Raw genomic sequence first — 19,520 nt, 5'->3', positions numbered from 1 at the left:
ATGCTCGAGGCCCTGCTGGGAGAGATCGCACAGGCGAACTTTACGGCGCTGCCCTGGCCGGAGAGTGCTCGCGAGCAAGCGATGGAAGCCCTGCGGTTTCTGCTCTCGGGCAGCCTGACAGAGCGACCGAAGGAGAACGGAACGAAGAGGGCGGTCAAATTCCGTAACTTGGCCTGGTGCTTCGTTGCCGGACCGGACTTCCGGCCGATTCCGGCGCGGACCTGGAATACGCTGGAAAAGCTCATCGACGCGGGAATGGTCTATTTCACGCCGAACACGTTTTTCTCTCGGCGGCGGAAAACCCGCGACGCGCTAAGGTGGCTCAACGCACTTTGGGTTGACGTAGACGATCCGGCGGCTTGCGACCTGGACGTGTTGGACCGCTGCTCCGAGCTGGGCCTGCCGCTGCCGTCATTGGTGGTAAAAACGCCCCACGGACTCCATGTCTTCTGGAAAATCCAGCGGGTACGGGCGACGGAGAAGGCTTTGAAGCTTTATTCGAAAGTACTCCGGGCACTGGCGGAGGCTTTCGGAGCGGACGTAAAGGCGGCGACGCCGGAACACTTTCTAAAAATCCCGCGGGTGATCCTGCGCTTCGAGCGTGTCGAATACGAACTGCGGGATTTCCTGGTCCTCCTGGACGACGGATACCCAACGGCTGCGCCAGGCGGGCGGGTCGCGATCCAGAACATCCTGAGCCACCCGGCGGTGCAAAAGCTGCTCGAAGGCGTTCCAGAAGGCGTTCGCAACAACACCTGTTTTACCCTGGCCCGGGCTCACCGGTGGTCAGGCTACAGCTACGAAGAAACCTTGCAGGCGATGCTCGAATGGAACCAACGGAACCGGCCACCGCTGCGGGAAAATGAGGTCAGGGCTTCGGTGCGGAGCGCCTACCGCGGTTTGAATCGTCCGCCGGCGGCGCGCTGGATCAGGGAGTTGAGCGGGATGGCGTTTAGTTACCAGATTGCGAGAAGGGCAGGTGGTGACGTGAAGCGACCTTGCGGCCGGCCGCGGGTACAGGAGGTTGCCAGGGAAAGGTTTGTGGCCCTCATCTGGGAGGCGGGAGGCTCATTAACAACCCGCGATGGCAGGAGAAAGATCGCGGCGCAGCTCGGGGTGAGCGAGCGCACGCTGAACGGCGTTGTCGCCGCGCTCGTCGCCGAAGGCTTGCTGAGCGTTTCCACACGGCGCCTGGGCAGGGGCAACGGGGCGGAGACGACCTACGCCATTGCGAACGCAGTTCCCGCGCAAAACTATAACACTGCAAAAAACTCCGACGGAGAAACAAGCCGGGAGAAAGCACAACCGGATCAAGTGGAGGACGCGGGGACCCGCCTTCTGGAGAACGCGATCAAGTGCTGCTTCGAGTTTGCGGAGCTGACCGAAGCCAGCGGCGAGGACCTCCGCTTCTTCATTGAGTTGTTGGTGCGGCACAGTCCGGAATGCGTGATCGAGAAGATCGACGAGCTGAAGAGGATCAAGGCCCGCGACCCGACCGGTTTTCTGGTCGAGCACCCGCGGCGGTGGCTGGTTCATCTCCTGCGGATTTAGCCCTGCAAAAACCCGCAATACATATTTGGATAGGGTGGCCGGGCGGGGGTGCGGGCCGGCCATGGCTGTTTCCCGTGACAGAGAAAAGCTATCTCGCCAGATTATAGAGTCTTCGTTACCGAGAGGCTATTTTTTTCTACTCCGAAGAAAGGTTATCTCATTCTCCTGAAGGTCGAGTCTCGCGTCGTGGGCCTCTATCTTCTTCTCGATCCGCTCAAGAATCTCCCGGTGGAGCTGGAACCCGTCGAAGAGGGCGCCGATCTTCTCGAAGGCCTCGGTCTCGAGCCGGACCTCCAGCCTGGTAATCTGGTTCTGAAGGTCTTCCTGGCCCAGTCGCAGTTCCGCTATCTCTGCCCGCAAGGTTTCCTGGCCTTTTTCCAGACGTTCCAGCCGCCGGCCCTGGGCTTCCTGGCCTTTTTGCAAGGCTTCCTGGCCTGCGCGCAGGCTTTTCAGTTCCTCAAGGATCTGCTGCAAAACCTTTTCCACGGTCGGGCCTCCCCAAGTGGTATCGGGTTGATTTTACCACGCCCGGGGCGGTCTGGAAAGGGTATTTGGGGATCGCCTGCGGTTGGTTCCAAACGCGACCGCGCGGGCTTGACAGCGGTTTTGGCCACACCGTTTAAAAAGGGGGTGATCTGCTGGCTCTCAGGTACTTTGGCGTGCTGCTGCTCACGGTCGCGCTTCTCCTTCGCGCGGGAGCGTTGCTGCCTGGCTCCGGCTGCGGGCAGACCGGCGCGGTGGCGAAGCCTCCGAACCCTCCGGGTTTGGAGGCGAAGCATCCGAAGCCTCCGGCTCTGGAAGCGAAACCTCCGAACCAGGCAGGTTCGGAGGGGCCCCCTAGAGACCCCGGGGACCCTGCGCCGCGAAAGGTGTCCTGCACCCGGAGCGAACTGCCTGACCGCGGCGCGTCCCGCGTCGTGCGGGTGGTCGCCACGGGCTACACGGCGGGCTACGAGTCCACCGGGAAGAGACCGGGGGATCCCGGTTACGGGATAACCAGGTCGGGCCTGCCCGCGGCGCGGGGAGCGTGCGCCGTCGACCCGGACGTCATCCCCCTCGGCTCCGTGCTGTTCGTGCCGGGGTACGGATACGCCGTGGCCCTGGACACCGGTGGGGCTATTAAGGGGAACCGGATCGACCTCTTCTTCCCGGAAGAGCGAGAAGCGCTGGCGTGGGGGCGCCGCGCAGTCCAGGTATTCATCGTTGCCCAACCTTAAAAACACGCAAAGGAGTGTTGCCCCTATGCTCAAAACAAAAAAACTCATTTCGCGGGGCGTGCGCCTGGCGGCGGTATTTGTTCTGGTTTCCCTGCTGCTGGCGGGCGTCGCCCTCGCGGACCCCACTTCCGTCACCGTGACGCCGGACGCGGGCCAGTTGACCGGCGAGGTCAACCGCATCGCCTCCGGCATCGTCGGGTTCGTGCGCGGCATCTTCGCGACCGCGGCGGTGGTCTTCGTGATCTGGGCGGGCATCGTGGCCTGGGGCGCCGGCTCGGACGCGAACAAGTGGCTCCAGGTGAAGAAGCTGGCCGCGGGGTTCATCCTCTGCATGGTCTGCGTGTTCGCGGCGGAGAAGATCGTCGGCGGCTTCATGGGCATCCTGGGCTACAAGCCTTAAAGGGGATGGAACCATGTACGGTGAGCACCATCCCTTGACCCCTCCGGCGTCTCCCGCCAAGGTCGCCTGGGGGCTGAGCGTCACGCAGTTACTCGTTCTGGGGATCGGGGCGGGCCTGAGCTACAGGCTCGCCCATTTGATCCCCCCGCTGCCGGTCAAGAACTTCTTCTTCGCGCACGTTCACCACTTCGTGCCCCTGGGCGTCACGGCCCTCTTGCTCTTCGCGAGGGAGGGGAAGACGGGCATGAACCTGGCGGTGTACCTGGCAAACCTCGCTGCCTACAAGTTCCGCAGGAAAACCTTTGTCTGGAGGCGATGACTTTGGAGTGGCTGTTTTATCTTGTAGCCGCCGCGGCCGTGGCGGTCCTCCTGCGGCCGGCGAAAAAGAAGGAAACCGCGCAGGACCTTTTCGAGCTCAAAGAAGTCCACCCCGACGGGCTGATCGAGCTCCCCGGGGACAAGTACCGGCTTGTCGTTGAAATAGAGCCGGTCAACCTGGCGCTGCGCTCCTTCCAGGAGCAGGCGGCCGTGTGGACCGGGTTGCGGGCTATGCTCAACTCCCTGAACGTCCCCTGCACCTTTCTGGTGCAGACGCGCCACCTCGACCTGCGCGACTACCTGGAGGACTACCGGAGGAAGGCGGACGAGTGCCCGCCGCACATCAGGAGCTACGCCCGCTCTCTCTGCGACTGGCTCCAGAAAGAGACCGAGGGCAAGCACCTGCGCGACCGGCGCTTCTACGCGATCCTCAAGCTGGACGCGGCCTCTTCCGGGATTGAGGGCGGCGTCCAGACCGACAACCCGGCGCTCAACGAACTGGTGAACCTGCTCTCGAAAGCGGGAAAAACGAAGCTCCCTTCGGGAGAACTTCGCAAGCTCGCGCGGGACACGCTCTTCGAGGCCGCCTCGGTCATCGCCGGGTCGCTCGGGAGCTTCGAGATCGGCGCGCGGGTCCTCGACCGGCGCCAGGTTTTGGAGATGCTCTACGCGACTTTGAACAGGGACTTGGCGCCGTTCGCCTCGTTCACGGACGCCGACCGCAGCGGCGCCTTCTCGCTCTTTCCCGTCTCGAACACGCCTGAAGTCATCTTAAAGGGGTTGGGAAGCGATGTTTAAGCGCAGGAAACAGGAATCTCCTCCCGGCAAGAAGCAGCCTTCGCTTTTCGACGGGGCGGCGGACTGGAAGGACGTGCTGGCTCCCTCCGTGGTCAGGGAAGTGGGCCCGGGGGTCCCCTCCCTGAAAGGTAAGGCCACGGACTACTGGGTGGAGATCGGCTCCACCGTCGACTTCGCGCGATTTTTCAGGGTCTTCTACGCGGCGCTCACCACGGGCGGCACGCTCGCCGGGATGCTCAACCCCCTCTACACGGGGGACGTGGGCGAGGCCGACTGCGATGTGGCGCTGCACCTTCTCCCGGCGGACCCCACCAGGACCGTGTGGGAGTTGGAGCGCAAGATCGCGCAGCTCGAGGCGGAGCACGCGGAGGAGAAGAGCTCCGCCAGGAGGCTCGCGATTCAGGCCAAGATCGAGGAGCTGAAACAGAGGTACGCCGCGGTGCGGATCGCCGACCAGAAGGTCTTCTTCGCCTCGCTCCAGGTGGCGGTCTCCTCGACCGACTTCGACGCTTTCAGGAGGGCGTGCAACCTGGCGGTCAAGCGGTTCGCCGGTAAGGGGATCCACCTCCGCGCCGCCGACACGAGGCAGCTCCAGGCCCTCTTCGAGATGACACCCCTCGATCTCCACCCGGTCAAGGGGATCTTCCGCGACATGGAGTCGAGCAACGTTGCGGACTTACTGCCTCTCGGTATCGGGGGGCTGCGACACCGCGCCGGGGTGCCCCTGGGGGTGGACCCGTCCGGAGGGCTGGTGCTGTACGACTCCTGGCACCCCTCCCTGGGCAACTACAACATCGTCGTCTTCGGGCGAAGCGGCTTCGGGAAGTCCTTCCTGGTCAAACTCTTAACGGCCCGGTCCACTCCCCTGGGAGTGAGGACCGCGATCATCGACCCGGAGCACGAGTACGAGAATTTAATGGTCGGTCTGGGCTGCCCGTACATCAGGCTCCATCCCTCATCGAAGCACCGCCTCAACATCTTCGACGTGGACATAGTGGAGGAGGACGACGGGTCGGTGAAGGTCGACCTCGACGGCGCTGTGCAGGCCGTCCAGGCCGTTGTCTTCAGGATGATCCGGGTCTACGACCCGTCCGTACTCACGGGCCAGGTTAAAGTGCTGGTTCAAGAGAAGATCAAGGAGCTCTACGCCAGGAGGGGCATAACCGAAGACCCCGGGAGCCTCTACGAGTCCTCCTGGGAGGGGGACAGGCTCCGGGTCGCCGGGGTCCCCAAGCGGATGCCCACGCTTTCGGAGCTGCACGGACTCATGGAGGCGACGCCGGAGCTGGAGAAGGCCGCGCAGCTTCTCAAGCCCTTCACGCGGAAGGGCGGGGTCGCGGCCCAGGCAATCTTCGACTGCGAGACCAACTTCGACGTGAAGGGCCTCCCCGCCTTCGCCTTCTCCGTCGCGGGTCTGGACGAAGAGATAATGAAGCCCCTGGGACTCTTCATCGCGACGAAGTGGGCCTGGGAGAAGTTCGGGCGCGATCGGAGGGCGAAGAAGCGCGTCGTCGTCGACGAAGCCCAGACCATGATGGACACCCCGGAAACCGCGAAATGGCTGGAGGACTGCTTCCGGCGCGCCAGGAAGAGGAACATCTCCATGTGTGCCGGGACGCAGGGGTTCGAGGTGTTCTTGCGGGTCCCCCAGGGCCTGGGGATCCTGAAGAACTCCAGCACGAAGGTCCTCATGCGCCAGGAGCCCATCGACATCCAGGCCGTCAGGGAGAAGTTCAACCTCTCCGAGGGCGAGGCGGGCTTTCTCCTGAAAGCCCCGAAGGGGTGGGGCATCATCCGGGCGGACAACGACGCGGCCATCTTCTTCGGGAAGAGCACGGACGAAGAGTACCGCTGGTTCACTTCGGACCCGAACGACATCTTGAAAAGGGGTGGCCCAAATGCGGGGTAAAATTAAACCTTCTACTATTATAGCAGTCATAACCGTAGTGGTTTTCGCTCTCTATATAGCGGCCACTGCCTGGGCATTAACCACCCCACAAGTGACCGAGATATTTGGGTTGAAAGCTGAAGTTAGAACCCAACCCGAGCGGTGCGTGAAACTCACGTGGGAAGTTGCGGTTTCTAATTTCCTTGGTCCGCGAGGCCAGGTAATAGTATGGCGTCAAGAGAAGGGCGGAAAGAAAGAACGTATAGCAACGCTCGATGCGCCAGACCAGCGAACCTCAATGAGTTACACAGATAAAGACCCGCCCTATAATACAGAAGTCACTTACATCGTACAAGGATGGGGAGTAGGCGGATCGCCCGAGGTTTCAACAACGGTGGACACGACAAAAGAGGAGACACGTGAAACCGTCCCTCGCGAGAATAAAGAGAGCGCTTCGCCCGGAAGCAAGTTCGACGAGCGTCTAAAAGCTTACGAGGAGCAGGCCGACTGGCCTGAAAGGCTCGCGGGTAATCTTGTGATAGCTATTCCTAACTACATCATGAAGGTTATCGGTCTTTACGACCCTGCCGAACTCATCTTCCAGGTCAGGCTCCAGAAAGTTCCGCCCTGGCGAATTCCCGATCTACCCAGCCCGGCGGACGCGACGGTGCTGCACGTCTTCCGGCCCGGCACGGTCGAGAACGGCGAACCGAAGGGCGAGTTCGGCGTCGTCGCCCTCTACTACTCGATACTGAGCCAGTACGTTCCCGTGTGGCTGGTGCTCGCCCTGGTGATTATCGCGCTGGCGGCGTGGTGGTCCGCGGTCAATCCTTCAAGCAAGCTAACGTGGAGGGAGTACCTGACGGGCTTCCTTCTCGCCGCTTTCCTTGCCAGGTACGGGATCGAGCTTTTGAGCTTCGTCTTCGACGCGAACTGGTCCGTGGTCAAAGCTTTTGAGGCGATGGTCTCGAACAAGCTGGGCGACTCCTTCCTGAGCACCTTCTACAACGAGGAGACCAAATCCCTGGGCAGCGCGATCCTGGCGTGCGTCGCCGTGCTCTCCGTGGGCGTGCTCAACTGGCAGTACACCATGCGGAAGGTGTGTATTGGGCTTTTGCTCGGCCTCTTACCCCTTGTGGCCGTCGTCTCCATCCCGCCAGGGAACCGGAGGGCTCTGGGTATCTGGCTCAGAGAGCTTCTGTCCAACATCTTTCTCCAAACGGGCCATGCGGCGGTTTTTAGCTTTCTCGTTCTTCTTATTCACGCATCAAACAACCAGCTTGCTGCCGGTGCTATGCTCGCTGGCGATCCAACCGAGTTCTGGGTAAAGCTGGCCGCCCTGGTGGCCCTTCCGGGGATGGCCTCTTTGGTCCGGAGGGTGATCGGCGCCGAGTCGATAGGTTCCGGGTTCCTGGGCGGCGCAGGAGCGGTGCTGGGCCTGGGCACGCTTTTAGCAATGGGCCGGATGCTCGGAACATCTTCGCGCGGTGCGGGCTCGCTCGCTTCGCTTCCGTCCCAGTTCGTCGGGGGCGCTCTAAAAGGTGTCGGCGCTTTCGCGCTCGGTTCCGTCGGCGCCGTGGCGGGGAGCATGGTGACCGGCGCGGCGGGAATGGGTCCCGGCGCGGGGCTCATGGCGGGGGCGTTTTTGGGCGCGAAGGGCGCGGACCTGGCGGCGGGCGCGGGGGGAACCCTCTACGACGCCGGGAAGAGCCTCTCCTCGTTCGCGGGGAATGTGAAAGAGCAGGGCTTCTCCGGCGCGCTGGAAGGGTTGAGCCTTTACGACCCCCAGATGGCGTTCCACGCGGGGCAGAGGATGCTGGGCGACAACATACTCGGGAGGACCGCGGGCGCGGCGATGGCCGGGGGCTCCTGGCTGGCCGGGAGGGTCAATCCCGAAAAAGCGGCGGAAGCGCGCGCCGCCAGGGAGAGCTTCGCGTCGCTGCAGCGGGAACTGGAGTCCTCGCGGTCTTCCCTCCAGGAGATGCGTCCCGACGTGGAGGCGGCCCGGGCTTCGCACGACTACGCGAAGAACCTGTGGGGCCCCCAGTCCGTGAACCTGCGCGAGATGGAAGCGCAGCTGGAGGAACTCGACGCGCAGCGGGCGGTCAAAGAGCAGGAGTTCCTGGAGGCCGCGCAGGCCGTCGAGGAATCTCCGGTGTGGAGGCGCCGCGAGGCCGTCGAGCAGATGGCGGAGAGCTACCGTTCCTACGATCAGGCGGAGAGGGCTTACTCCAGGCAGGAGACGGCGATAGAGAGCGGAAAGCAGCAGTACCAGGAATCGATAAAAAACCTCCAGTCGACGGAGGCGCAGTACGCCGCGCAGCGGCTCCGGGTTGCGGAACTGGAGAAGAAGCTCCAGTCGGATCCCGCTTTCAAGCAACTGGCGAAGCTCCAGGGGATCAAAACGTCCGGCGGCCTCGAAACCCGCTGGCGCTGACGGCAACGGCCCTGCTCAGAAGCGGGGCCGTTTGTGTTTCCAGGCAGCAATCTTGTAGTTACGTTATAAACTCCTCAAAATACTTGTTGACAGTCTGAAACTGAAGGTATATAATCGGGTGTAACAGGGATTTTAATCCGGCGTTGTTAATGTCCGGTGTTTGGCTCAGAAGCTTTGTTTCTGAGACGTGAGGGGGAAGAGCATGGGTCCGAACGGCGAAAAAAATGTGCAAAAAAGAGGGCGCCCCCGGGCGAACGTCGACCTGAAGCTCTTCAAGACGCTCTGCGAGCAGGGTCTCACCGACGAGGCCGTGGCCGAAAATTTGGGCACCTCGCGGTGGACCGTCATCCGGCTGCGGCGGGAGCAGGGCATCGGCCCCAACCGGAAGAGGGGCGAGCGGGGTCCCGGCAAGCCCCGTGAAGACAGCGCCTACCACCTCGAAGTGCGGCGGGTCCTGCAGCACCCGGAAATCGCGCGCGCCGTCTGCGACGCGGCCCGCGAGTTCAGAAAAGAAGGCGGCGACCCCGTGAAGAGCTTCGTTGCCACCGGGATGTTCCCCGCGCCGGTCCCTGTTTTCCCTCCGGGTCCCCACACCCCCAAAGCCGACAGAACGAACCTCACCGTGGTCAAGCGCATTCTGTCCGCCGAGAAAAAGGTTGAGCAGGCGGCCGCCGTGGGGGTTCCCGGCCCGAGCATCTTCGAGCTGGCGCGGGTCTTCAAGACCGCCAGCCGGGAAGTGATCAAGGGGCTGGCCCTCCAGGCGGTGAAAGAGGCGTTCTTCGTGGGCGTGCATCAGACCGTGGCCGCCGTCAGGAAGATGGTCGAGCAGGCCAGGTTCAAGTTTGAGGAGCTCTTCTCAAAGACAATTGGGCGCTGGCGGCACACCGAAGAAGAAGCCCTGGCCTGGGCGCCCGTCCAGAAAGAAAAGAAGGTTGTTCTTTCGCGCTCTGCGAAAGAACTGCGGAGCCGCATCCGGACGGGTAAGCGCGGGAAAGACGACGGCACGCTGAACATAGAATTGCGCCTGGCCTTCGCGGCGGCGAAAGGGTACTAAAACGCGACATTTCCCGAAAAAGAAAGCCGGTTTGCGGGAGGAACAGGTTTTCAAAAAATCGACCCGTTAAGCAGGCCGAAAAAGCTTGCGGCAGGCCGGCTCCGCTGTCGGTCGCAGTGCCCAGCTCAGGGGCTTTGTTTCTGAGACCGCGAGCGGGCTGCTGGCGGCGCTGCGGAGGGTAAGTTGCAGTGCCCGGCTCAGGGGCTTTGTTTCTGAGACAAGGCGATAAGCTACTTCCTCGCCCTCCTGGGCGCGCCGTCGCAGTGCCCAGCTCAGGGGCTTTGTTTCTGAGACACCATGAGCGGTAAGCGCACTGCACTTTACTGAAGAGTTCCAATGCTCAGCTCAGGAGCCTTAACTGTTGAGACGTTCGCGGCCGGCATTTCAACTCTGATTCAAAGGCGGTGATGCCTAACGGACGAGGAAAACATCCTCCAGCGGCTATTATCCCAGGGTCTGGCCTTCGCGGTTCGCTTCGCGAGGCACCTGGGAAAGCAACTCTTCAGGCGCCTTCTGCTGAGGTTCTTCGCCTGGCTGGCTGCGGTCCTCGCTCCCTTCGTTATCCCGATCCTCATTGCCCTTTTCATCTTCGGCTTCCTCTACTTCTCCGTCTTCATGTTGCCCCGGTATATAACCGAAGGGGGAGCCCCCGGTAGCGAGGGGACTATGGTCGTCGAGGCCACGGGCTACACCGCAGGTTACGAGTCCACCGGGAAGAGACCGGGGGACCCCGGCTACGGGATAACCGCGACCGGGACCCGCGCGCACCACGGCACCGTGGCGGTCGACCCCTCCGTGATCCCCCTGGGGACGAAGATGTACATTCCCGGCTACGGTTACGGGGTCGCCGAGGACACCGGGGGAGCCATAAAGGGCAACCGGATCGACCTCTTCTTCGACGACGTGGACGAGGCCCTCCAGTGGGGCAGGAGGACCGTCACCGTCAGGCTCTTCGGGAAGGGCAAAAAGAGCAACAACCCTGCGATCTTCGCCTGGGGCGAGAGCGACACGGGCTGGCCCTTCGCCAAAGACGAGAAGCTCTTTCTGAAATACCTGAAGCTCGACTCCGACTGGTTCAACCAGTTCCAGGGGAGGGCCGACCTCTTCCAGGAGAAGGTCGACTCCGCCTCCGGGGACACGGCTTCCTCCGAGGCGACGGTGGGCTCCGTGTGGGGCTCCTACCCCGAGGTGGTCTCCGAAAAGGACATGCTCAGGCCCCATCGCGTTCACTGGGCGCTGATGGCCTCGATGGATAAGGTTTTGGGCGATCCCGTCGTCCACGGGGCGCACGGGATGGAGGACGAGCAGGGCACGAGGGGGAGGAAGCCCGACCCCGAGAAGCGCTTTAAAGAACTCGAACCCAGGGACATCGAGTGGGAGGAGTTCGAGCTCTACTACTACCACTGGTGGGAGGTAGAGACCAAGGACGGATGGGAGAGCCACTCCGAGACCTACACCAAGAAAATCAGGCTCCTCAAGCACGTCAACACCTACGAAGCGGACTTCACCTACGTCTGGGAGCCGAAGGTCATCGAGGAGAAGTCGGAGCACTCCTATTTAAAGGTGATCGTCCCCCGGTGCGTGAAGGTCGCCAAGAGGGGCCCCCTCTACGACAGGGTGAAGAAGACACTCAACTCCTACGGGCTGGTCAAGGACTCCAACGTGGAGTTCGTCCTCCAGCTCGCGATGAACCTGGACGACACCTTTAGAGCGGACGTCCAGGGCTTCAACTCCCCCTACGATCTCAATTTGCCCGACGTCCACTTCACGGGGGCCCCGGGCAAAGTCAGCTGGCCGTGCTCCGGGAGGATAACTTCCCCCTTCGGCTACCGGGCCGACCCCTTCACAGGGACGAAGCGGTTCCACTCGGGAGTAGACATCGCGAACCAGGAGGGAACCCCGGTGGCGTCCGCCGCGGACGGGATCGTGATCTGGACCGGCTGGGCGGGCGGCTACGGGAAGAGGGTCGTGATCGACCACGGTTCCTTCAGAACTGCCTACGCCCACTTGAAGGAGATCCTGGTGAAGCCCGGCCAGGAGGTGAAGGGAGGAGATGTCATCGGCCTCATGGGCTCCACGGGGAGGAGCACCGGCCCGCACCTGCACTTCGAGGTGATCGTCGACGGGGAGTACGTGGATCCACAGGACTTTTTAGAAAGGAGTGGTGCGTCATAACGGCTTCCGAGTTCTGGTCTGCCGTTGCGGCTTCCGACGACTTAAAACCCTACCGCGCGAACGGCCTTCTGCGGGGAGAGACGCCGGTGCGGGTCGGCGCCCTCGCGGTGGGGCTGTCCGTTTTCTGTCGGAATTGCAACACGGTGCTGGCCTCCGACGGCACGTGTTGCTGTTCCGAGGCAAGCCCCGCACTTCTGGTGCCCGCTAACCTTGTTGCCGAAAACACAAAAAAGGAAGGAGAGAGTTAGCTTGCAGAAAAACCCGGGCTTGGCTGCCGTATTGTCTTTCTTCATCGCCGGCCTTGGCCAGATATACAACGGCCAAATCGGCAAGGGGATCGGCCTCATGGTCGCTGAAATACTTTCCTGGCTTCTCTGCGCCGTGGTGGTCGGCTTCGTCCTGCTACCCGTCGTGTGGATCTACGCGATATACGACGCCTATAAAACGGCGGAGAAAATCAACCAGGGCGGCTGATTTCTCGGATAAAGGGGGTGCTTTCCGTGCGAACCTTGGCTCTTCTCCTGCTCTGCCTGTTTCTCTTCGCGGTTCCCGCCCGGGCTGCGGATGCGCCTTCAAATCCGCCTTCCCAGCAGCAGACCGGGATCGACGTCAAGCCGATTTCTCCGGATGAGGTGGTGAAGTCCTTCGACAAGATCGGGAACAACGTCGCCCACGTGGGCAAGGGGATGGCGAAGAACCTGATCCCCGTCTCGTTCATCGCGGCGGCCATCCTCATCCTGATCGGTTTTGCCGTGGCCAGCCTGACCAAATCTTTTCTAAAGGCGGGCTTCGGCGTCCTGGCAGGGCTGATCGTCATGTACATCCTCGTGTTCCACGGAGAAAAGGTCATAGGGTTCCTGAAGGGGCTAACTCAATGAGGCGCACGCGCGTGCGCCTTTTGTTTTTTTTGATGCTTCAAAAGGAGGAACTTGCCGGATGCCTTTTGGTCTAAAATCTGAAGGAGTTGTGCGTGTCTACGAATACGGTTGTCTTGCCCCGGTCTCGGGGGAGGAGGCTATAGTCGGCGTTCTTCGCGCCCGCAGTGACCTGTGGAATAAACTGATTGAAACAGAAAGAGAGCTTGACAGGAAAAGGCGGGAAGTTTACGCCAGGGCCTCTGAGTTAGCCAGCCTGGGTGTACTGGAGAAGGAGATAGAGTTTGTAAGCAACCTAATAGGTTCCCTCCGGGAGGAGATCAAGAGAGAGCGCAAGCTGCACCGGCAAGGTAGCGTTGCCCTGTCCGCTCGGATGCTGGAGGATCTTAACAGGTTCAAGGGCTGCCTGGCCCGGTTGAAGGCCCAATACAAAGAGGCTAGGAAGGGCGCCCTCGACGGCGTGAGAGAAGAGCTGGAGCAGCTGGAGGAGGAGCGGAGGCAGGCCGTCCAGCGGGTGGACGACGAGTTCAAGCGGGTGCTCTGGTGGCCCAACCGGGACGAGGAGCGAGTCGAGTATGAGAATGCCAGGAAGCGCCTTGTTAGAAGCCGTTCCGAGGGACAAAAAGCGGAACTGAGGTTTCACCGGTTTGACGGGACGGGCAAGGCCACGGTCCGGCTGCGGGAGAGAGGTTCTGCGGGCCCGTGGGGGATGCCGGTGGGAAACATCTTTATCCCGAACTCCGTCTGCTGGATGCGGCCCGTGCCGCCGGAGGCGTGGACCTCTCCGGTGCGCGCGGAGCGGCGGAGGAAGGCCCGCACGGTGCTGCACTTCCGGGTGGGTACGGACGCCGACGGCAATCCCGTCTGGGCGGTCCTGCCGATGGTCATGCACCGGCCCCTGCCGGAAGGGGGTGTTGTTCGTCAAGTCTCGGTGGTGCGGGAACGTGTGGGGCGGCACTTCCGGTACAAGGCAGTGTTCACGGTGCAGTTGTTCCCAAATGCAATAAAGGAAGAGCCTCTGTTAGACGGGGTGGTGGCGGTGGACGTCGGCTGGCGCAGGGTCGAAAGCGGTATCAGGGTTGCCGTCTGGCTTGACGACCACGGCAATCACGGAGAGGTAATCATCCCGGACCGCCTCTACCGGGAGTTCTTGCGGTTAAAAGAATTGCAGTCCCTGCGTGACACTCACTTCAACGAGGCGAAGAAGATCCTGGTGGAGTTTCTGAAAAAGGCGCAGGGAATGCCGGAGTGGCTGCTGGAGGAATGCAGGAGTTTGAAAGAGTGGCGCTCTCCCGGCAGGCTGGTGTCCCTGCTCGGGCGGTGGAAAAAGAACTGCTTCCCTGGTGACAAGGGCATCCTCAACTGGCTCTCTGACTGGCAACAGCGAGAGGACCACCTCTACGACTGGCAGAGTCATTTAAGAGACCAAATCCTGCGTCATCGGCGGGAAATCTACCGCATTTTTGCCAGTCAGTTAGCTGACAAGTACGGCGTGGTAGTCTTGGAGGACTTCGACCTGCGGAAGGTGGTTAAAACTCCCCCGCCGGAGGAGGGGACGCAGGGTTCGATCCCGCCGGACTACCAGCGGTTCATTGTTGCGCCTTCGGAGCTCCGGCTGTGCATTGTGAACGCCTGCGCCAGGGAGGGGGTAAGCGTATCTTTGCAGCCTGCCGCCTTTACAACCCTGCGGTGCCACGCCTGCGGGTACGTGGAAAAGTTCGACGCCGCGAGGGAGATATGGCACCGCTGCCCGAAGTGTGGGGAGTTATGGGACCAGGATTATAATGCTTGTGTTAATTTACTCGAACGGTACTTTTCGAAAGAGAGTGCCGATTCGTAACAGAGAGCGGATTTTCGAAAAACTTGGCGGCGGGGTTGGCTGGAAATACTTGCGGCAGGCTGGCCCTACCGTCGTTGCAATGCTCAGCTCAGGAGCTTTGTTTCTGAGACATGGCGACATTACTGCGAACCAATGGCGACGTCCCAGGTTGCAATGCTCAGCTCAGGAGCTTTGTTTCTGAGACAGGCCGCGGGGGCGAGGTTTTGCAGCTGGTTAACTAGGTTGCAGTGCTCAGCTCAGGAGCTTTAACTCTGAGACAGTTCAGAGTGGTCAATACTGAGACTTGCGGGCGCTGCCGCAGCCGGCAGCTTTTACTACTCAGCTCAAAAATCGAAGCGGTTTCTGGCGGTAGAAACAGTTTTAGAAAAAGAAAAAAGAAGTCCCCGGGAAAGCCTTCCAGACGAAACTTGCAAGAAAGGAGACGTTTCTTTGGGAAAGCATGTCGGGCAGTTTAAGATTGTAGCTGGGTTGGTCGGGTTATTGCTCCTGCTCACCGTCTTTCGCTTTTGGGCCATAGTCCCGGCGGGGCATGTGGGCGTTCTGCTTCAGTTCGGTGCCGTCAAAGGAAGCCTCGGAGAAGGCTTCCACCTGCGCGCCCCGCTGGTTCAGAAGGTCGCCCTGGTGGACGTTCGGGTTCAGAAAGCGGAGGCGGACGCGGCGGCGGCCAGCCGCGACCTGCAGACCGTTACCTCGCGGATCGCGGTCAACTACCACGTGCGGCCGGACGCGGCGGCGCGGCTCTACGAGCGCGTGGGCATGAGTTATCCGGAAACAGTGATCGCCCCGGCGGTGCAGGAGAGCGTCAAGGCTGTCACCGCGAAGTACACGGCGGAGGAGCTTATCACCCGCAGACGGGAAGTCAGTTCCGAGGTTCAAGTCCTTTTAGCCGACCGGCTGGCGCCTTACGGGATCAGGGTCGACGGGTTCAACATCGTTAACTTTGACTTCAGCGCGAAGTTCAACGAGGCCGTCGAAGAGAAGCTGGCGGCCGAGCAGCGGGCGCTCAAGGCCAGGCGCGACCTGGAGCGCATCAAGATCGAGGCCGAGCAGAAGGTGACGCAGGCGAAAGCCGAAGCGGAGGCCCTGCGGATCCAGCGCCAGCAGGTGACGCCGGAGCTTTTGCGGCTGCGCGAGATCGAAGTCCAAAAGATGGCGGTCGAGAAGTGGGACGGGCGTCTGCCGCAGGTCACGGGCGGGGCCATGCCTTTCGTCGACCTGCGGGCGCTGTCCCAGGCTCAGGGGCGTTGACGGCGAATCGTTGTTAACAAACACAGGGCGGCTGGCGGAAGAGTAGACGCACGGGCGAGGTCGAGAAGAGGCCGCTCGACCCTTCCCGCAAGGTTTCTTGATACCGGTAACCTGCGGGAACGAAGGGTAAAACCGGTTCCCCACGTCTGTCGTGGGACCCTGCGTCCTACTTTTTGGGCGCGGGTGATATTCTACTAAGCCGGCTTTTTGCGTCCCAGGGTATGGCGGCTGGGGGCACGTCGATAGTCCCTGAACCGCGCGGAGCCGCAGAGGCCTTGGGGCCGCCCCGCGAATTTGTGGTCTATTAGGCGGTAGGTGGCATGCTTAAGTCAGGAGATCGCGTCCGCATCTACTACGCAAGGACAAACCGCCTCCCGGACCTGAAGTGGCGGGAGCGTTGTGGCGTTGTCCTGGTTGTCGGCTACGGGCGGGGGCCGCGGAACGTCCTGGTGCTGACGGACGCCGAAGTGGTAGTCGTGCCGTGGGGAACGCGGTGCGAAAGCTAGATTGACAGGCGGGGCGGTAGTTCAGCGGCGAGAATTCCGGTCTCCAAAACCGGCGACGCGGGTTCGAGTCCCGCCCGCCGCCGCCAAATTTTCAAAAATTCATCCTGAACAGGAGTATCTGAAATGGCCAAACGGAAGACCATTGGAGAGTTCGCAAAGGAATATCTTGAGTCTCAGGGGATGGACTCGGTAGCTTTTGGCGATTCCTACTTGCTCCACGAAATAGCGGAATACGCGGGCATCCCGCACCGAAGTTGGCAGACAGAGAGGCAGATACTTAACGCTCTGGAAAGGAGCCCTCTGTTCGAGAAGTACCTTTTTCGCGGGTGGGGGAATCGCCTGTACAGGATGTTCGTGATCAAAGGGAGCAAAGGGGATCGGTGCTTAAAAAAAGGTTTCAATACAGTAATGGCTGATGTCTAATAAGCGAAGCGACTTTCGCGCGAACGAACTCTGGACGATCCGCGAAGATCCTTCTTAAAGAGTAAGAAAATAAGAGGTGATGACTTTGTTTGATCCAGGCTTCACTGTCGGATGCAGTGTGTTCGCCAGCATCTGTGTAGGTGCGGCATCCGCTATCCAACGTGTGCCGCGGGCGCTGGTGGATTTCCTCGCGGCTGCCGCGACGGGATGGGCCTGTGCCGTACTGGCGGCGGCAGAGGGGTGTTTTGCCGCTAAGGCGGCTTCCGGCGCGGCCACCGTCGCGCTCTGGGCGCGGCTGTGGTGCTCCGGGGAATCTGTGTCTGTGCGCGCCGCGATGGTGGCGGTGGGCGTTGCAACAGGAATTGCTGCGGCTTTTGCTTTGAGAGTTAATTAGGGGAGGGATAAACTTGGACACTTCTGAATTCCTGCGCCAACATTTAGAGCTTTGCTGGCCGGACATCAATAGGGTGGCGGCCAAAGTGATGGATCTGCTGGCCGAAGAGGGGCTACTTATATGCGAGGCGAGAGAGGTGCTTCGGGAAGTAAGCAACCGGCTGGAATTCACTAAGCTGTCGGTGTCTCAAGAGCGCAATGATCGGCGGGACTGAAGTGCTGTAGTTGTTATACGAAGAATGCAAACTCCGGCGCAACGCCGGTTTTTGTTTTTCAGGAGGTGTTTTTTATCGTGAACGAGATTTCTGTTTCTTTTCTTAAAATCCACCCGAAGAACGGAGAGTACTTTTCTCCCCCTACTCCGGAGGAGAAGGAGGCGCTGAAGCGCAGCATCGCGGCGGAGGGCATCCGCGACCCGCTGAAGGTAACCCCGGATTACACGGTGATCGCTGGACACGTGCGGCTGGAAATAGCGAAAGAGCTCGGACTGAAGAAGGTGCCCGTGGTCATCGTGGACGGCGACCCGGAGTACCTGGAGTACCTGCTGATCGCGGACAATGATGAGCGGCGGACGTGCAATGACCCCATCAAAAAAGCGAAGCGGGCTGAATTCCTGAAGCGGTACTGGGGGATACAACAGGGTGGAGACAGGCGATCAAAGGAGAAAAATTCTCCTTTGAAAACACTGGATGATGTTGCCAGAGAAGTTGGGGAGGATGTGGCTAACCTGAAAAAGCTCCTCAAACTCAACGACCTTATTCCTGAGCTCCAGCAGCTCGTTTCCCAGGGCAAACTCTCCCAGACCGCGGCCTATTCCCTGGCTTTCCTGCCGCCTGATGAGCAAAAAGAACTGCTTGCTTCCCTGGACGAAGCGGGCGTAGCCGGTCTCTCCGTAAAGGAGGCCCAGGAGCTCCGCAGGAAGCTGGACGCTTTCAGGAAGGAGAAAGAATCCCTCCAGGGCCGCCTGGTTGAACTGGAGGAAGAGAAGGAGTCCCTCTCCAGACAACTCGCGGATCTCCAGGATTCCCTCTCTTCGGTGGAAGAGGAAGTCGCCGAAAAGTTAGGCCGGCAGTACGAGGAAAAACTGCAAGAGGCCCTCTCTGGCTTGCAGAAAAGACTCCGGGAGGCGAAAGAAGAGTCCGAGCATCTGCGGGCGAAGCTCAGGGAACTTAAACAGAACCCCGTGGAGAGGGTCGTCGAGAAGGTCGTCTACCAGACCGATCCTTCGGTCGAAGCCGAGCTGAAGAGCCTCAAGGAGCAGCTCGCTTCCCTGAAGAAGGAACGCTCTGAACTCAAAACCAAACTCGAAGAAACCCACCGGACGCTCAACAACTACCTGGAAGCGAACGCCCGTATCAAGGGGCACAGTATCACCGACGAAACCAGGTTCCGCTCGTCCGTCACGATGGCCGCGAAGACGATTGGGGAAGCCGTGGCCAGGGTCAAGATCGATTTCAAGCCCTCGTTCCGCCGCAACAAAGACTTAACCGACAGGCTTCACCTGCTGGTGGAGCACCTTGAGGAGGCCGCGCGGGAACTGCGCGAACTCGCTGAAGGCGGAATGCTCGACGCGGAGGTGATCGGGGTTGAAGCTGCTGGAGTTAATTGACCGGGATCTTTATAGCGAAATAATCGCCCACTCGATGGAAGAGCTGTCGGCGGCGGCGGAGATATTCATTGCCGAAACGTACGCCCGGACGTACTACAATCAGATACTCAACAAAAACGACTTCCCCGGCCTCCTGGGAAGCCAGCAGTTTGTCGCGTGGATCAACGACCACACCGGCAGGACGGGCAAGACGAGGCCGGGCCTTCTCCGCCTTTACATCGCCGACAATCCTTCGCATTTCAAAAAAGAGAAGTGGCTGACAATCTATCTTCCTGTAGCAATGGCCTACGCACGGGATAAAATGCAGGACAAGAGCTACGTTAAACGCGGCGAGGTGAGGCTTCTCGCCGCCAGAAGCTTTGCGGACGAGGAGTGGCTGAGACGCGCGACCGGTCTTTTCGGCGTGAAGATGCTCGAGTTTCTGGCGCGGCACAAAGCCTTGAGGACGGAAGCCGCCCGGGCGGTCGTCGAGGCCAACCAGCAGTTCAGGACCGAGGTCAAAGAATTCACGGCCGTCCTCTTTCGGGCCAGGAAAGACGGTCTCCCCGACCACGCCTTCCGGCGGCTGGAAGACATGATCCAGCGCACCGTTCCCACGAGGATATTCGGCGACGTGCTGAGAAAGATCCGGGCGGAGAGCGGGTTCGAGTACCGCCAGTACCTCCGGTTGAAGCCGCGTCTGGAAGGGCTTCTCCGGGAAGTGGCCCGGCAGTCGGCCCTCCTCCTTCCCGGAGAGCAGGCAACCCTGGACGAGTCTCAACCGGGGCTTTTCTTTTGAGGAGGTGTTC

The 19,520-nt window shown here is 60.9% G+C and carries 20 protein-coding genes and 1 tRNA gene; 20 read left to right on the top strand and 1 reads right to left on the bottom strand.

Going from position 1 to position 19,520, the window contains the following annotated elements:
• Complete coding sequence (locus EDD75_RS02110; RefSeq protein WP_123927347.1) at window positions 1–1,551, top strand: primase C-terminal domain-containing protein; 1,551 nt, start codon at window positions 1–3, stop codon at window positions 1,549–1,551.
• Window positions 1,552–1,677: 126 nt separating this feature from the next.
• Here EDD75_RS02110 and EDD75_RS02105 read toward each other — a convergent pair whose 3' ends face one another.
• Window positions 1,678–2,037, bottom strand: a complete 360-nt coding sequence (locus EDD75_RS02105) for a hypothetical protein (RefSeq protein WP_123927343.1) — start codon at window positions 2,035–2,037, stop codon at window positions 1,678–1,680.
• Window positions 2,038–2,210: 173 nt separating this feature from the next.
• Between EDD75_RS02105 and EDD75_RS02100 the strand changes: the two genes are divergently transcribed.
• The 19 genes from EDD75_RS02100 to EDD75_RS11140 all read left to right on the top strand — a co-directional run bounded on the left by EDD75_RS02100 (window position 2,211) and on the right by EDD75_RS11140 (window position 19,510).
• Window positions 2,211–2,768 (top strand): 3D domain-containing protein, encoded by a 558-nt coding sequence (locus tag EDD75_RS02100; protein ID WP_245963025.1) that lies wholly within the window; start codon window positions 2,211–2,213, stop codon window positions 2,766–2,768.
• Between the two features lie 25 nt (window positions 2,769–2,793).
• A complete protein-coding gene (locus EDD75_RS02095; protein ID WP_123927337.1) occupies window positions 2,794–3,168 on the top strand; it encodes a TrbC/VirB2 family protein in 375 nt (124 codons plus the stop codon).
• A gap of 13 nt (window positions 3,169–3,181) precedes the next feature.
• A complete protein-coding gene (locus EDD75_RS02090) occupies window positions 3,182–3,487 on the top strand; it encodes a PrgI family mobile element protein (RefSeq protein WP_123927334.1) in 306 nt (101 codons plus the stop codon).
• Window positions 3,488–3,489: 2 nt separating this feature from the next.
• A complete protein-coding gene (locus tag EDD75_RS02085) occupies window positions 3,490–4,284 on the top strand; it encodes a TraC-like domain-containing protein (RefSeq protein WP_123927332.1) in 795 nt (264 codons plus the stop codon).
• Window positions 4,277–6,193 (top strand): VirB4 family type IV secretion system protein, encoded by a 1,917-nt coding sequence (locus EDD75_RS02080; RefSeq protein ID WP_123927329.1) that lies wholly within the window; start codon window positions 4,277–4,279, stop codon window positions 6,191–6,193. Before EDD75_RS02085 ends, EDD75_RS02080 begins: the two co-directional genes overlap by 8 nt.
• A gap of 373 nt (window positions 6,194–6,566) precedes the next feature.
• The gene (locus tag EDD75_RS02075; RefSeq protein WP_123927326.1) at window positions 6,567–8,609 is read left to right on the top strand and encodes a hypothetical protein; all 2,043 of its coding nucleotides are present in this window, start codon (window positions 6,567–6,569) and stop codon (window positions 8,607–8,609) included.
• A 202-nt stretch (window positions 8,610–8,811) separates the two neighbouring features.
• A complete protein-coding gene (locus tag EDD75_RS02070) occupies window positions 8,812–9,663 on the top strand; it encodes a dimerization domain-containing protein (RefSeq protein WP_123927323.1) in 852 nt (283 codons plus the stop codon).
• 666 nt (window positions 9,664–10,329) lie between these two features.
• The gene (locus tag EDD75_RS11330; protein WP_245963024.1) at window positions 10,330–11,838 is read left to right on the top strand and encodes a peptidoglycan DD-metalloendopeptidase family protein; all 1,509 of its coding nucleotides are present in this window, start codon (window positions 10,330–10,332) and stop codon (window positions 11,836–11,838) included.
• A 249-nt stretch (window positions 11,839–12,087) separates the two neighbouring features.
• Window positions 12,088–12,312, top strand: coding sequence for a hypothetical protein (locus EDD75_RS02060; protein WP_123927317.1), 225 nt, complete (start codon window positions 12,088–12,090; stop codon window positions 12,310–12,312).
• A gap of 26 nt (window positions 12,313–12,338) precedes the next feature.
• Window positions 12,339–12,716 (top strand): hypothetical protein, encoded by a 378-nt coding sequence (locus EDD75_RS02055; RefSeq protein ID WP_123927315.1) that lies wholly within the window; start codon window positions 12,339–12,341, stop codon window positions 12,714–12,716.
• A gap of 88 nt (window positions 12,717–12,804) precedes the next feature.
• The gene (locus tag EDD75_RS02050) at window positions 12,805–14,553 is read left to right on the top strand and encodes a zinc ribbon domain-containing protein (RefSeq protein ID WP_170157671.1); all 1,749 of its coding nucleotides are present in this window, start codon (window positions 12,805–12,807) and stop codon (window positions 14,551–14,553) included.
• Between the two features lie 429 nt (window positions 14,554–14,982).
• Entirely contained in the window at window positions 14,983–15,801 is an 819-nt protein-coding gene (locus EDD75_RS02045) for a prohibitin family protein (RefSeq protein ID WP_123927309.1), read from the top strand.
• Window positions 15,802–16,121: 320 nt separating this feature from the next.
• Window positions 16,122–16,307: a hypothetical protein gene (locus tag EDD75_RS02040; RefSeq protein WP_123927307.1), complete on the top strand. Its 186-nt coding sequence runs from the start codon at window positions 16,122–16,124 to the stop codon at window positions 16,305–16,307.
• Between the two features lie 10 nt (window positions 16,308–16,317).
• Window positions 16,318–16,393, top strand: a tRNA-Trp gene (locus EDD75_RS02035).
• Window positions 16,394–16,430: 37 nt separating this feature from the next.
• Complete coding sequence (locus EDD75_RS02030) at window positions 16,431–16,730, top strand: hypothetical protein (RefSeq protein ID WP_123927304.1); 300 nt, start codon at window positions 16,431–16,433, stop codon at window positions 16,728–16,730.
• An 85-nt stretch (window positions 16,731–16,815) separates the two neighbouring features.
• The gene (locus tag EDD75_RS02025) at window positions 16,816–17,124 is read left to right on the top strand and encodes a hypothetical protein (RefSeq protein WP_123927301.1); all 309 of its coding nucleotides are present in this window, start codon (window positions 16,816–16,818) and stop codon (window positions 17,122–17,124) included.
• 13 nt (window positions 17,125–17,137) lie between these two features.
• Window positions 17,138–17,338: a hypothetical protein gene (locus EDD75_RS02020; RefSeq protein ID WP_123927299.1), complete on the top strand. Its 201-nt coding sequence runs from the start codon at window positions 17,138–17,140 to the stop codon at window positions 17,336–17,338.
• Window positions 17,339–17,415: 77 nt separating this feature from the next.
• Complete coding sequence (locus EDD75_RS02015; protein WP_170157670.1) at window positions 17,416–18,732, top strand: ParB/RepB/Spo0J family partition protein; 1,317 nt, start codon at window positions 17,416–17,418, stop codon at window positions 18,730–18,732.
• Window positions 18,710–19,510 carry a hypothetical protein gene (locus EDD75_RS11140; RefSeq protein ID WP_170157669.1) on the top strand — a complete coding sequence of 267 codons (801 nt, stop codon included), beginning with the start codon at window positions 18,710–18,712 and terminating at the stop codon, window positions 19,508–19,510. Before EDD75_RS02015 ends, EDD75_RS11140 begins: the two co-directional genes overlap by 23 nt.
• Window positions 19,511–19,520 lie beyond the last annotated feature (10 nt).

The organism is Thermodesulfitimonas autotrophica (assembly GCF_003815015.1).
Classification (GTDB): Bacteria; Bacillota; Desulfotomaculia; order Desulfotomaculales; family Ammonificaceae; genus Thermodesulfitimonas; species Thermodesulfitimonas autotrophica.
The sequence above is the reverse complement of the archived record's forward strand: the minus strand, read 5'-3'. Positions and strand labels throughout refer to the sequence as shown.

Excerpts from the sequence above, each read along its gene's own strand:
- EDD75_RS02110 (WP_123927347.1), top strand. The coding sequence starts at position 1 with ATGCTCGAGGCCCTGCTGGGAGAGATCGCACAGGCGAACTTTACGGCG.
- EDD75_RS02095 (WP_123927337.1), top strand. The coding sequence starts at position 2,794 with ATGCTCAAAACAAAAAAACTCATTTCGCGGGGCGTGCGCCTGGCGGCG.
- EDD75_RS02090 (WP_123927334.1), top strand. The coding sequence starts at position 3,182 with ATGTACGGTGAGCACCATCCCTTGACCCCTCCGGCGTCTCCCGCCAAG.
- EDD75_RS02080 (WP_123927329.1), top strand. The coding sequence starts at position 4,277 with ATGTTTAAGCGCAGGAAACAGGAATCTCCTCCCGGCAAGAAGCAGCCT.
- EDD75_RS02070 (WP_123927323.1), top strand. The coding sequence starts at position 8,812 with ATGGGTCCGAACGGCGAAAAAAATGTGCAAAAAAGAGGGCGCCCCCGG.
- EDD75_RS11330 (WP_245963024.1), top strand. The coding sequence starts at position 10,330 with ATGGTCGTCGAGGCCACGGGCTACACCGCAGGTTACGAGTCCACCGGG.
- EDD75_RS02040 (WP_123927307.1), top strand. The coding sequence starts at position 16,122 with ATGCTTAAGTCAGGAGATCGCGTCCGCATCTACTACGCAAGGACAAAC.
- EDD75_RS02030 (WP_123927304.1), top strand. The coding sequence starts at position 16,431 with ATGGCCAAACGGAAGACCATTGGAGAGTTCGCAAAGGAATATCTTGAG.